This is a genomic window from Arthrobacter sp. 9V (genome assembly GCF_902506065.1).
Lineage (GTDB): Bacteria > Actinomycetota > Actinomycetes > Actinomycetales > Micrococcaceae > Arthrobacter.
In genome coordinates, this window is record NZ_LR732912.1 from 4,418,475 (window position 1) to 4,431,471 (window position 12,997).

Consider the following 12,997-nt stretch of genomic DNA (forward strand, 5'->3'; position numbering starts at 1 on the left):
ATGTTCCGGTGAAGGAACGGGACATCAGAACGCACGACGGCGGCAACCTCGCCTTGTACAGCTACGGCACGGAAGACGCTCCCGGGGAACGCCGGGTAGTGCTGATCGGCGGCGCATTCCTCACCGCACTGATCTACCGCCCCTTCTCCATAGCTCTGTCCAAGGGACTGGGCGATGGGTGGGCCGTGGATGTGTACGATCGCCGGGGCCGGGGCAAGTCAACCGAGCAGCCCCACAACTACTCCATGGCGACGGAGATCGCCGATGTCCGCACCATTATGGACGCCACGGGCGCCCGCAACATCATGGGCCACAGCCTTGGCGGCGCCGTCGCCCTGAACGCAGCCCAGGCATTCGCAGGCACGCCCCACCAACCGGAGAAGCTTGCCGTGTACGACGCCGCGGTAAATATAGACGGCAGCATGGACACAGCTTGGCTGGATGGGTTTGCGGAGTCCGTCAACCAGGGCGATGTTGGGAGGGCGCTGGCCCGGATGAAGCGTGGAATGCAGCCTGGAACCGCATTGGCCCGGGTCCCGGAACCGGTGTTGGCCGGGCTGATGGCGGTGGTCTCGAGGACCAGGATCAACAAGCTTTTCCGTGAACTCATGCCCTCAGGAGTGGGTGAGCTCAAAGCGGCTTTCGATGCCGCCGATACCCCGAAGGACTTTTCTGTATTGCCTCCTTCCACCCACTTCATGGTGGGCAAGAAGAGCCCACAGTTCTATAAGGTCACCGCCGCACGACTCAACAGGGCCGTTCCCGGCAGCACCCTGGAAGTCTCCCCGAAAGGCTTCCACGGTTCTGTTCCGGCCGCCGTCAATGAACTCGTCTCGGACATCTCGGACTACTTTAAGAGCTGACTTGTCCACATAGGGGCCTGCATGCTGCCGGCAGTCAGGTGGCTCGGTTAGGCTCGAGTCATGACGCGCGACATCATCATGACCCACGACGGCGGACACCTCGAAGTACTCACCACCGGCGGTGAGCTGGCAGCGGCGGGCTCCGGCGTCGTCGTCGTTCCTGCCTCCATGGTGACGGCCACTGACTACATGCGTTTCGCTCAGAAGCTCAGCGAAGCCCTTGGCCGCCCAGTCCATACTTTCAACCGGCGTGGGCGCGGTGACTCGTCCCCGCAGTCGGAGGACTACACCCTGGAAGCGGATATCCAGGACCTCCACGACGTCATGAAGCACACATCCAGCACTGACGTGTTCGGGCACAGCTTTGGCGGCGCCGTTGCGCTGCACGCGGCCCGGACACTGCCTGTGGAGCGCCTCGCCGTCTACGACCCCGCCGTCTCGGTCAACCACAGCGTCAAAGCCGACTGGACACCGGAGTATGAACGCGCGACGGCGGCGGGAGACTATGATCGTGCCCTCGCCATTCTTATCAAGGGGGTGGAAACCGGCGGCGCTTTCGCTCGGATGCCCCTGTCCATGTTGACGCTGGCAAACAAGCTTGCCGCCGGGACACCACTGGGCAAGCAGATGCGCGAGTTGATGACCTGCGGCGTCCGCGAGATCAAAGCCGTCATCGCCGCGGATATGCCCGCGGAACCTTTCGTTGAATTGCCCTTGGAAACCCTCATTGTGGTGGGCGAAAAGAGCCCGGCGTACTTCGGTGTTGCTTGCGGCCAAATCCACGACATCCTGTCAGGATCCAGCTACACCATCCTCCCCGGGTTCGGCCATGACGGCCCCAACAAGGCACCGGATAAGTTGATCGCGGAGTTGTCGGAGTTCTTCTCGGGCTAAATCCCACCAGCTGCATGAGGTGGTATGACGTTCCTGCGTCAGTCCGCAGGCCATGGCTTGGCAGATGCTTTGTCCCCCGCTTAGGCTGTAAATACTAAGCCCCCTTACCTTTTGAGGGGGCGGGCGCTGACCGGCTTAGTTTCCCGGCAGTTGCCTTACGTGTTCCAGACCTCGGCAACAGGAGGACCACCATGACTGATCAGTACACATTCCGAAACCCGGTCACCGCATACGAACAGATCTCACCCCCCAAGCAGCACCAGCCCGAGCCCGGCCTCGATGCCGAGCTGACTCCCAAGGCGGACCTGGGCGAAGACAGCTACCGCGGGACCGGGCGCCTGGAGGGCCGCAAGGCGATCGTCACCGGCGCCGACTCAGGAATCGGTGCCGCCACGGCCATCGCCTTTGCCCGGGAAGGGGCAGACGTCGTTCTTTCCTACCTGCCCGAAGAGGAAGAAGACGCAGCGCGAATTGCCGGCATCATTGAGGCCGCAGGCCGTAAGGCCGTCAAAGTGCCCGGAGACCTCAAGGACTCCGCCATGTGCCAGGAAGTGGTGGACACTGCCATTGCCGTCCTCGGCGGAGTAGACATCCTGGTCAACAACGCCGGCAAGCAGGTGGCTCAGGAAGATCTGACCGAAATCACGGACGAACAGTTTGACCACACGCAGAAAACCAATGTGTACGCCATGTTCTGGCTGACCAAGGCGGCCCTGCCCCACCTTCCTGCCGGATCGACGATCATCAATACCACCTCTATCCAGGCCTACAACCCGTCGCCAACGCTGGTGGACTACGCCACCACCAAGGCAAGCATCAACAACTTCACCAAGGGACTCGCCCAGCAACTGGCCCCCAAGGGCATCCGGGTCAACGCTGTAGCCCCTGGTCCCATCTGGACGCCCCTGCAGGTCAGCAGCGGCCAACCCAAGGAAGAACTCCCGGAGTTCGGGCAATCGACCCCGTTGGGACGCGCCGGCCAGCCCGCAGAACTCGCTCCGGCATATGTGTTTCTTGCCTCACCGGAATCCAGCTACGTGATCGGTGAGACGCTCAACGTCAACGGTGGCAGCCCCACGCCGTAGATGCCCATAGTTAGCATTCGGCTGTAATAGGCCGTTAAATGCGGGGAGCCCCGACCGTGTGGTCGGGGCTTCCCGTTTTAATGGTTGTCCGGCGGTGTCCTACTCTCCCACACCCTCCCGGGTGCAGTACCATCGGCGCTGTGGGTCTTAGCTTCCGGGTGGTGTCCTACTCTCCCACACCCTCCCGGGTGCAGTACCATCGGCGCTGTGGGTCTTAGCTTCCGGGTTCGGAATGGGACCGGGCGTTTCCCCCACGCTATGACCGCCGTAACTCTGTTACCCGTCCCCGCGGTTTGTGGCCGTGGGGTGGGAAGACTGTTACAACTGTGGTGTTGTTATGTAGTTGTTGGTTCCCGTGAACATTTCTGGTTGTTGTTCGGGAACCACATAGTGGACGCGTGCAGTGTGTTGTGTGGGAAACCAGCTGAAAACCAGACCACCACACACGGGGGTGCATGACAGTACTGGCCATAATTTCAACCAATTGATAAAACAATCGGTATCAACAAACTTGGCACACTATTGAGTTCTCAAACAACAGACCCTCCAAAACATCACCCACAGCACACCACAAAGCAGCGCACCCAACAGGGCCATTGGAAAAGAAGAGTTATTTTTGGCCGCCTACCGAACCGTACACACCTTCCGGCTTTCCGTTTCGCACCCGGCGACTCAGAAAACAATACACCCCCCACACCCCCAACGCAAATCCACCCCCACACCCACCCCAACACGCCGTTTCACGCCGAGGAATCAGGCATCCCGAAGTGTCGATGCAACCCGTCGTCGAGGAATCGCATGATCGATTCGATCTTCATCCCGTCCATGGACGGCTCAATGACCAGAAGCCCTCGGGCCCTGCCTTGCAAATAGCAGACGAAGGAAGGCCTGCCACCCGCTATGACGGGGGCCAGCTCGTAGCTGCCACCTGGGCGTCCGGCCGCACTGGCACGAAGAAACCTCGCCACCGCATGCCGGCCGACATAACACTCGCTGGCGGGCGGCATTGCCAGCCAGCACTGGTCCGTGAGTAATTCAACCACCGCATCAACGTCGTCCTGGGAGAAGGCATCCGCGAACTTGCGGGCAAGGTGCTGATGCTCCATGCCCGATTTGATCGGATTCAGAACAGAACGGGAGGACCGCGCGCGTTGGAGAAGTCCCTTTGCCGCCGTCGGACCTATGCCGAGCATCTCCGCAGATTCCCCAACACTGAAACCCAAGACATCACAGAGCATCAACAGCGCCGCCTGACGCGGAGGCATTCGCTGAAGGGCAACCACAAAAGCAAGCTCGATGCTCTCCCGGGCGACCAACCGCTCAGCGGGATCCAGCTTGTCGAGCAAGACGTCCGGGTAAGGCTGCAGATTCGACAGATCAAAGCGATCCGTCGGAGTGGGAGGCTCAAAGGGCGGTACAGGTTCGAGGCGTGGACGACGACTTCGATCCCTAACTGCATTCAGGGAACGGGTAGTGGCAATTCGGTAGAGCCATGTGCGCAGGGACGACCTTCCCTCGAATGCAGGCAAGCCCTTCCACGCCGCGAGCAGCACCTCTTGGAGGACATCGTCGGCATCGTCAACGGAGCCGACTATTCGGTAGCAGTGCACATGGAGCTGTTGGCGAAAGGGCGCAACAAGCTTCGCGAACGCTTTCTCGTCGCCGGCCCTGGCAGCCTCGAGGTGCTCTAACGTCACGACTCCATCTTGGCACGTGCCACTGAGATCGTTCCGATGGGCAGGACTGAGGTGTCCATACATGAGTAACTCTCAACGGAAGGAACAGGATCATGGACGTAAGACAAGCCCAAGCAGTCGAGATCGCACTCAGCTACCACCAGGCATGGACATCAGGAAACTTGGAATCGGCGGCGGCGCACCTGGCCCCGGAAGTCATCTGCCATGCACCTGCAGGCGACCTCAATGGCAGGGCGGCTGTCCAGGCGTTTATGGCGCCGTTCGCCGCGAGCCTCACGGAATCCAGGCTTCTCGCTGCCTACGGCGCTGACGACGAAGCCATCCTCATGTATGACACAGCCAATCGGGCGATACCGAGCGCCCCTGGGGCCGAGCTCTATCGCGTCCGGAACAATCAGATTGTTGAGATTCGCATTATCTTCGATCGCCTGCCCTTCGCATTGGCACGTGGCAGTGTCGTTGAGGTGTGAGGGGCACGGGCCGGTGAACTTCGCGCCGAAGCAGGCACTGGCGGATCTATCCACCGAATAAGGACGGGGGACAGCGTCTGCATGCGCTGACTCGGCGGTTTGGTTGTTAAATGCGGGGAGCCCCGACCGTGTGGTCGGGGCTTCCCGTGAATGGTTGTCCGGCGGTGTCCTACTCTCCCACACCCTCCCGGGTGCAGTACCATCGGCGCTGTGGGTCTTAGCTTCCGGGTTCGGAATGGGACCGGGCGTTTCCCCCACGCTATGACCGCCGTAACTCTGTTACCCGTCCCTACGGTTTGTGGCCGTGGGGTGGGAAATCTTGTGGTTACAACTGTGGTGTTGTTATGTAGTTGTTGGTTCCCGTGAACGGTTGTTGNGGGTGCAGTACCATCGGCGCTGTGGGTCTTAGCTTCCGGGTTCGGAATGGGACCGGGCGTTTCCCCCACGCTATGACCGCCGTAACTCTGTTACCCGTCCCTACGGTTTGTGGCCGTGGGGTGGGAAATCTTGTGGTTACAACTGTGGTGTTGTTATGTAGTTGTTGGTTCCCGTGAACGGTTGTTGTTCGGGAACCACATAGTGGACGCGTGCAGTGTGTTGTGTGGTGTAAGTTGTTGGCCTATTAGTACCGGTCAGCTTCACGAGTCTTTAGTCCTCGCTTCCACATCCGGCCTATCAACCCAACCACCGCCGTCAGATCGCTCAGAACAACCCCGTGAACGCAGAAAACCCCTGACCATGAATGGTCAGGGGTTCCCTGGTGTTACTACGTTAAGTCCGGCGGCGTCCTACTCTCCCACAAGGTCCCCCTTGCAGTACCATCGGCGCTGAGAGGCTTAGCTTCCGGGTTCGGAATGTGACCGGGCGTTTCCCTCTCGCTATGACCACCGGAACACTCTCGACCAGATCATACATTGGTCTCAAAGCTGTCCCGACTACCACCCTCGATGAAGAGGGCAGAGCGGTGTATTCAGTTTCGATTCCCGATCGTCTGTCGGGAACCACAAAGTGGACGCGAGCCCGTGCAACAAGTGCACGGAAATCAGTGTGTTATCAAGTCTTCGGCTTATTAGTACCGGTCAGCTCCACGGGTCGTTAGTCCCCGCTTCCACATCCGGCCTATCAACCCAGTAGTCTGCTGGGAGCCTCTCACACTCGAGGTGCATGGAAATCTCATCTCGAAGACGGCTTCCCGCTTAGATGCTTTCAGCGGTTATCCGGTCCGAACGTAGCTAATCAGCGATGCACTTGGCAGTACAACTGACACACCAGAGGTTCGTCCATCCCGGTCCTCTCGTACTAAGGACAGCCCTTCTCAAATTTCCTGCGCGCGCAGCGGATAGGGACCGAACTGTCTCACGACGTTCTAAACCCAGCTCGCGTACCGCTTTAATGGGCGAANGGTTGTTGTTCGGGAACCACATAGTGGACGCGTGCAGTGTGTTGTGTGGTGTAAGTTGTTGGCCTATTAGTACCGGTCAGCTTCACGAGTCTTTAGTCCTCGCTTCCACATCCGGCCTATCAACCCAGTGGTCTGGCTGGGGGCCTCTCACACATAATGTGTATGGAAATCTCATCTTGAAGCGAGCTTCCCGCTTAGATGCTTTCAGCGGTTATCCCATCCGAACGTAGCTAATCAGCGATGCACTTGGCAGTACAACTGACACACCAGAGGTTCGTCCGTCCCGGTCCTCTCGTACTAAGGACAGCCCTTCTCAAATTTCCTGCGCGCGCAGCGGATAGGGACCGAACTGTCTCACGACGTTCTAAACCCAGCTCGCGTACCGCTTTAATGGGCGAACAGCCCAACCCTTGGGACCTACTCCAGCCCCAGGATGCGACGAGCCGACATCGAGGTGCCAAACCATGCCGTCGATATGGACTCTTGGGCAAGATCAGCCTGTTATCCCCGAGGTACCTTTTATCCGTTGAGCGACGGCCATTCCACAATGTACCGCCGGATCACTAGTCCCGACTTTCGTCCCTGCTTGAGATGTCTCTCTCACAGTCAAGCTCCCTTGTGCACTTACACTCGACACCTGATTGCCAACCAGGCTGAGGGAACCTTTGGGCGCCTCCGTTACTTTTTAGGAGGCAACCGCCCCAGTTAAACTACCCATCAGGCACTGTCCCTGACCCGGATCACGGGCCGAAGTTAGATGTCCAAAGTGACCAGAGTGGTATTTCAACGATGACTCCACCCGAACTGGCGTCCGGGTTTCAACGTCTCCCACCTATCCTACACAAGCCACTCCGAACACCAATACCAAACTATAGTAAAGGTCTCGGGGTCTTTCCGTCCTGCTGCGCGTAACGAGCATCTTTACTCGTACTGCAATTTCGCCGAGTTTATGGTTGAGACAGCGGGGAAGTCGTTACTCCATTCGTGCAGGTCGGAACTTACCCGACAAGGAATTTCGCTACCTTAGGATGGTTATAGTTACCACCGCCGTTTACTGGGGCTTAAATTCTCAGCTTCGCCCGTAAGGGCTAACCGGTCCTCTTAACCTTCCAGCACCGGGCAGGAGTCAGTCCGTATACATCGTCTTGCGACTTCGCACGGACCTGTGTTTTTAGTAAACAGTCGCTTCCCCCTGGTCTCTGCGGCCCACACCCGCTCACGGAGAGCAAGTCTCCATCACGGGGCAGGCCCCCCTTCTCCCGAAGTTACGGGGGCATTTTGCCGAGTTCCTTAACCATAATTCTCTCGATCGCCTTGGTATTCTCTACCTGATCACCTGTGTCGGTTTGGGGTACGGGCGGCTAAAACCTCGCGTCGATGCTTTTCTTGGCAGCATAGGATCACCGGATCCCCCCAAACGGGGGTCCCATCAGATCTCAGGATCGTGATTCAACACACAGGAACGGATTTGCCTATCCCTGACCCTACATCCTTAGACCGGGGCAACCATCGCCCGGCCCGGCTACCTTCCTGCGTCACACCTGTTAATACGCTTACCTCCCGGGATCAGGTCCCGCGCTCGGCCAAAACCCACACACCACAAGGGTGCTAGGGCAGGCTCCGGGCGGTTAGTATCCCCCGCTTGGCATGGGCGGTTTTTCGCCGGTACGGGAATATCAACCCGTTGTCCATCGACTACGCCTGTCGGCCTCGCCTTAGGTCCCGACTTACCCAGGGCAGATTAGCTTGACCCTGGAACCCTTGATCATTCGGCGGACGGGTTTCTCACCCGTCTTTCGCTACTCATGCCTGCATTCTCACTCGTGTAGGCTCCACCGCTGGTTTACACCGCGACTTCACTGCCCACACGACGCTCCCCTACCACTCCACACCCCTGAACCACGAAGGCTAGGGCATTATGTGAAATCCACAACTTCGGCGGTGTACTTGAGCCCCGCTACATTGTCGGCGCGGAATCACTTGACCAGTGAGCTATTACGCACTCTTTCAAGGATGGCTGCTTCTAAGCCAACCTCCTGGTTGTCTTCGCAACTCCACATCCTTTCCCACTTAGCACACGCTTAGGGGCCTTAGTTGGTGGTCTGGGCTGTTTCCCTCTCGACTATGAAGCTTATCCCCCACAGTCTCACTGCTGCGCTCTGACTTACCGGCATTCGGAGTTTGGCTGACGTCAGTAACCTTGTAGGGCCCATCGGCCATCCAGTAGCTCTACCTCCGGCAAGAAACACGCAACGCTGCACCTAAATGCATTTCGGGGAGAACCAGCTATCACGGAGTTTGATTGGCCTTTCACCCCTACCCACAGCTCATCCCCTCCATTTTCAACTGAAGTGGGTTCGGTCCTCCACGACGTCTTACCGTCGCTTCAACCTGGCCATGGGTAGATCACTCCGCTTCGGGTCTAGATCACGCCACTACACTCGCCCTATTCAGACTCGCTTTCGCTACGGCTACCCCACACGGGTTAACCTCGCGACGTAACACTAACTCGCAGGCTCATTCTTCAAAAGGCACGCCGTCACCAGAATCAGACTGGCTCCGACGGATTGTAAGCACACGGTTTCAGGTACTGTTTCACTCCCCTCCCGGGGTACTTTTCACCTTTCCCTCACGGTACTGGTCCGCTATCGGTCATTAGGAAGTATTTAGGCTTATCAGGTGGTCCTGACAGATTCGCACGGGATTTCTCGGGCCCCGTGCTACTTGGGATACTCCCCAGGCCGTGCACAACATTACGGTTACGGGGCTCACACCCTCTCTGGCCGGCCTTTCAAGACCGTTCACCTATGCCTGCACCTCACCTCACTGGTCCGGCAGAACCAGAACGGAAAGTCCCACAACCCCGCCCATGCAACGCCCGCCGGCTATCACACATGGAACGGTTTAGCCTGATCCGCGTTCGCTCGCCACTACTAACGGAATCACTATTGTTTTCTCTTCCTGCGGGTACTGAGATGTTTCACTTCCCCGCGTTCCCCCCACGCACCCTATGTGTTCAGATGCGGGTCACACAATCACCTCACAGCGTTGTGCGGGGTTTCCCCATTCGGACATCCTGGGATCAACGCTCGGTTATCAACTCCCCCAGGCTTATCGCAGATTCCTACGTCCTTCTTCGGCTCCTAATGCCAAGGCATCCACCGTGTGCCCTTAAAAACTTGACCACACACCATTCGGACATCCTGGGATCAACGCTCGGTTATCAACTCCCCCAGGCTTATCGCAGATTCCTACGTCCTTCTTCGGCTCCTAATGCCAAGGCATCCACCGTGTGCCCTTAAAAACTTGACCACACACAAACCAACAAACCCCAAAGGGCCTGCCGGTCTACGATGCATCATTCATATCGAGAGAACCATGCGCCACTTGGGCCCAAGGTTCATTCATAAGAAATTGCTGTAGAAACACACACACCAACCACCCCACCCAAAAGGAGGAATGATCAGCCACCGTGCATGTTTCAGATGCTCGCGTCCACTATGTAGTTCTCAAACAACAACCCCGTCAACCACACCCCAACCACCACAACCCCCACACAAAAGAAGGGACCGTAAACAGTGACCGGAAGTGCCGGCTGCAGGAACAAAAGAAACACCAGAAGNGGTTATCAACTCCCCCAGGCTTATCGCAGATTCCTACGTCCTTCTTCGGCTCCTAATGCCAAGGCATCCACCGTGTGCCCTTAAAAACTTGACCACACAAAGACCAAACATACGTTCAGTCATGCATCATCTATTCGAGAGAACCACGACCACAAGGGCCAGGTTCATTCATAAGAAATTGCTGTAGAAACACACACCAAAAAAGGTGCGTGTTTCAGATGCTCGCGTCCACTATGTAGTTCTCAAACAACAACCCCGTCAACCACACCCCAACCACCACAACCCCCACACAAAAGAAAGGGACCGCTAACAGTGACCGGAAGTGCCGGCTGCAGGAACAAAAGAAACACCAGAAGTGCCCCTCTGCATTGCTGCAAAAAGGTCCTGTTGCCTCAGGACCCAACAGTGCGCCAAACACAACCCCACACCACCACGCCATTCGGACATCCTGGGATCAACGCTCGGTTATCAACTCCCCCAGGCTTATCGCAGATTCCTACGTCCTTCTTCGGCTCCTAATGCCAAGGCATCCACCGTGTGCCCTTAAAAACTTGACCACACAAAGACCAAACATACGTTCAGTCATGCATCATCTATTCGAGAGAACCACGACCACAAGGGCCAGGTTCATTCATAAGAAATTGCTGTAGAAACACACACCAAAAAAGGTGCGTGTCTCAGATGCTCGCGTCCACTATGTAGTTCTCAAACAACAACCCCGTCAACCACACCCCAACCACCACAACCCCCACACAAAAGAAGGGACCGTAAACAGTGACCGGAAGTGCCGGCTGCAGGAACAAAAGAAACACCAGAAGTGCCCCTCTGCATTGCTGCAAAAAGGTCCTGTTGCCTCAGGACCCAACAGTGCGCCAAACACAACCCCACACCACCACGAACAGTGACCGGAAGTGCCGGCTGCAGGAACAAAAGAAACACCAGAAGTGCCCCTCTGCATTGCTGCAAAAAGGTCCTGTTGCCTCAGGACCCAACAGTGCGCCAAACACAACCCCACACCACCACGCCCCGGCAGCTTTCCACACAACACCACACCCCCAAAAGGGGCACAGGCTGCCGTACTGGCACCAGGACACAACCGGTAAAGGCCATGCCAAACAAGTTTGATTCGTTGATATTCCACCCATGAGCACCCACCGCAGAACAAACGCCTGCGCAATGGGCAACACTGACAACCCATCACCAACCCATACCGGGCCGGCAACACAGCTGTAAGCAGCTCCTTAGAAAGGAGGTGATCCAGCCGCACCTTCCGGTACGGCTACCTTGTTACGACTTAGTCCCAATCGCCGGTCCCACCTTCGACGGCTCCCCCCACAAGGGTTAGGCCACCGGCTTCGGGTGTTACCAACTTTCGTGACTTGACGGGCGGTGTGTACAAGGCCCGGGAACGTATTCACCGCAGCGTTGCTGATCTGCGATTACTAGCGACTCCGACTTCATGGGGTCGAGTTGCAGACCCCAATCCGAACTGAGACCGGCTTTTTGGGATTAGCTCCACCTCACAGTATCGCAACCCTTTGTACCGGCCATTGTAGCATGCGTGAAGCCCAAGACATAAGGGGCATGATGATTTGACGTCGTCCCCACCTTCCTCCGAGTTGACCCCGGCAGTCTCCTATGAGTCCCCGCCATAACGCGCTGGCAACATAGAACGAGGGTTGCGCTCGTTGCGGGACTTAACCCAACATCTCACGACACGAGCTGACGACAACCATGCACCACCTGTAAACCGACCGCAAGCGGGGCACCTGTTTCCAGGTCTTTCCGGTTCATGTCAAGCCTTGGTAAGGTTCTTCGCGTTGCATCGAATTAATCCGCATGCTCCGCCGCTTGTGCGGGCCCCCGTCAATTCCTTTGAGTTTTAGCCTTGCGGCCGTACTCCCCAGGCGGGGCACTTAATGCGTTAGCTACGGCGCGGAAAACGTGGAATGTCCCCCACACCTAGTGCCCAACGTTTACGGCATGGACTACCAGGGTATCTAATCCTGTTCGCTCCCCATGCTTTCGCTCCTCAGCGTCAGTTACAGCCCAGAGACCTGCCTTCGCCATCGGTGTTCCTCCTGATATCTGCGCATTTCACCGCTACACCAGGAATTCCAGTCTCCCCTACTGCACTCTAGTCTGCCCGTACCCACTGCAGAACCGGAGTTGAGCCCCGGTCTTTCACAGCAGACGCGACAAACCGCCTACGAGCTCTTTACGCCCAATAATTCCGGATAACGCTTGCGCCCTACGTATTACCGCGGCTGCTGGCACGTAGTTAGCCGGCGCTTCTTCTGCAGGTACCGTCACTTTCGCTTCTTCCCTACTGAAAGAGGTTTACAACCCGAAGGCCGTCATCCCTCACGCGGCGTCGCTGCATCAGGCTTGCGCCCATTGTGCAATATTCCCCACTGCTGCCTCCCGTAGGAGTCTGGGCCGTGTCTCAGTCCCAGTGTGGCCGGTCACCCTCTCAGGCCGGCTACCCGTCGTCGCCTTGGTAGGCCATTACCCCACCAACAAGCTGATAGGCCGCGAGTCCATCCAAAACCACAAAAGCTTTCCACCACCATGACATGCGCCAGATGGTCGTATCCGGTATTAGACCCAGTTTCCCAGGCTTATCCCAGAGTCAAGGGCAGGTTACTCACGTGTTACTCACCCGTTCGCCACTAATCCCCCAGCAAGCTGGGATCATCGTTCGACTTGCATGTGTTAAGCACGCCGCCAGCGTTCATCCTGAGCCAGGATCAAACTCTCCGTTGAAGTAAAACAAAACCAAACAGACACAACCACACCCACCGGAAATAACGGCGAAACGCGGCTGCACAAAATTCGAAACCAGCTGAAAACCAGACCACCACACACGGGGGTGCATGACAGTACTGGCCATAATTTCAACCAATTGATAAAACAATCGGTATCAACAAACTTGGCACACTATTGAGTTCTCAAACAACAGA

5 protein-coding genes, 5 rRNA genes and 1 other annotated feature are annotated in these 12,997 nt (G+C 57.3%); of the genes, 4 read left to right on the forward strand and 6 right to left on the reverse strand.

The window, feature by feature from the left end:
• Window positions 1-8 precede the first annotated feature (8 nt).
• From BACI9J_RS20360 to BACI9J_RS20370, 3 genes are all read left to right on the forward strand, one after another.
• Window positions 9-863 carry an alpha/beta fold hydrolase gene (locus BACI9J_RS20360; RefSeq protein WP_159735965.1) on the forward strand — a complete coding sequence of 285 codons (855 nt, stop codon included), beginning with the start codon at window positions 9-11 and terminating at the stop codon, window positions 861-863.
• A 60-nt stretch (window positions 864-923) separates the two neighbouring features.
• The gene (locus BACI9J_RS20365) at window positions 924-1,757 is read left to right on the forward strand and encodes an alpha/beta fold hydrolase (protein WP_159735966.1); all 834 of its coding nucleotides are present in this window, start codon (window positions 924-926) and stop codon (window positions 1,755-1,757) included.
• Window positions 1,758-1,948: 191 nt separating this feature from the next.
• Window positions 1,949-2,842 carry a glucose 1-dehydrogenase gene (locus BACI9J_RS20370; protein ID WP_159735967.1) on the forward strand — a complete coding sequence of 298 codons (894 nt, stop codon included), beginning with the start codon at window positions 1,949-1,951 and terminating at the stop codon, window positions 2,840-2,842.
• A gap of 153 nt (window positions 2,843-2,995) precedes the next feature.
• Here BACI9J_RS20370 and rrf (BACI9J_RS20375) read toward each other — a convergent pair.
• Both rrf (BACI9J_RS20375) and BACI9J_RS20380 read right to left on the reverse strand, forming a co-directional pair.
• Window positions 2,996-3,112: ribosomal RNA gene (gene rrf, locus BACI9J_RS20375) — 5S ribosomal RNA — on the reverse strand.
• Window positions 3,113-3,582: 470 nt separating this feature from the next.
• Window positions 3,583-4,539 carry an RNA polymerase subunit sigma-70 gene (locus tag BACI9J_RS20380; RefSeq protein WP_159735968.1) on the reverse strand — a complete coding sequence of 319 codons (957 nt, stop codon included), beginning with the start codon at window positions 4,537-4,539 and terminating at the stop codon, window positions 3,583-3,585.
• 92 nt (window positions 4,540-4,631) lie between these two features.
• Here BACI9J_RS20380 and BACI9J_RS20385 point away from each other — a divergent pair, with 92 nt between their 5' ends.
• Window positions 4,632-5,009, forward strand: coding sequence for a nuclear transport factor 2 family protein (locus BACI9J_RS20385; protein WP_159735969.1), 378 nt, complete (start codon window positions 4,632-4,634; stop codon window positions 5,007-5,009).
• 156 nt (window positions 5,010-5,165) lie between these two features.
• On the opposite strand, the gene rrf (BACI9J_RS20390) is transcribed toward BACI9J_RS20385, so the two are convergent.
• The 4 genes from rrf (BACI9J_RS20390) to BACI9J_RS20405 form a co-directional block, all read right to left on the reverse strand.
• Window positions 5,166-5,282: ribosomal RNA gene (rrf, locus tag BACI9J_RS20390) — 5S ribosomal RNA — on the reverse strand.
• Between the two features lie 104 nt (window positions 5,283-5,386).
• Window positions 5,387-5,470: a sequence feature (5S ribosomal RNA rRNA prediction is too short), on the reverse strand.
• A 314-nt stretch (window positions 5,471-5,784) separates the two neighbouring features.
• A 5S ribosomal RNA gene (gene rrf / locus BACI9J_RS20395) occupies window positions 5,785-5,901 on the reverse strand.
• A 555-nt stretch (window positions 5,902-6,456) separates the two neighbouring features.
• Window positions 6,457-9,596 (reverse strand): 23S ribosomal RNA (locus tag BACI9J_RS20400).
• 1,683 nt (window positions 9,597-11,279) lie between these two features.
• Window positions 11,280-12,800, reverse strand: a 16S ribosomal RNA gene (locus tag BACI9J_RS20405).
• Together the 16S, 23S and 5S rRNA genes form the textbook arrangement of a ribosomal RNA operon.
• Window positions 12,801-12,997 lie beyond the last annotated feature (197 nt).

Excerpts from the sequence above, each read along its gene's own strand:
- BACI9J_RS20365 (WP_159735966.1), top strand. The coding sequence starts at position 924 with ATGACGCGCGACATCATCATGACCCACGACGGCGGACACCTCGAAGTA.
- BACI9J_RS20370 (WP_159735967.1), top strand. The coding sequence starts at position 1,949 with ATGACTGATCAGTACACATTCCGAAACCCGGTCACCGCATACGAACAG.
- BACI9J_RS20385 (WP_159735969.1), top strand. The coding sequence starts at position 4,632 with ATGGACGTAAGACAAGCCCAAGCAGTCGAGATCGCACTCAGCTACCAC.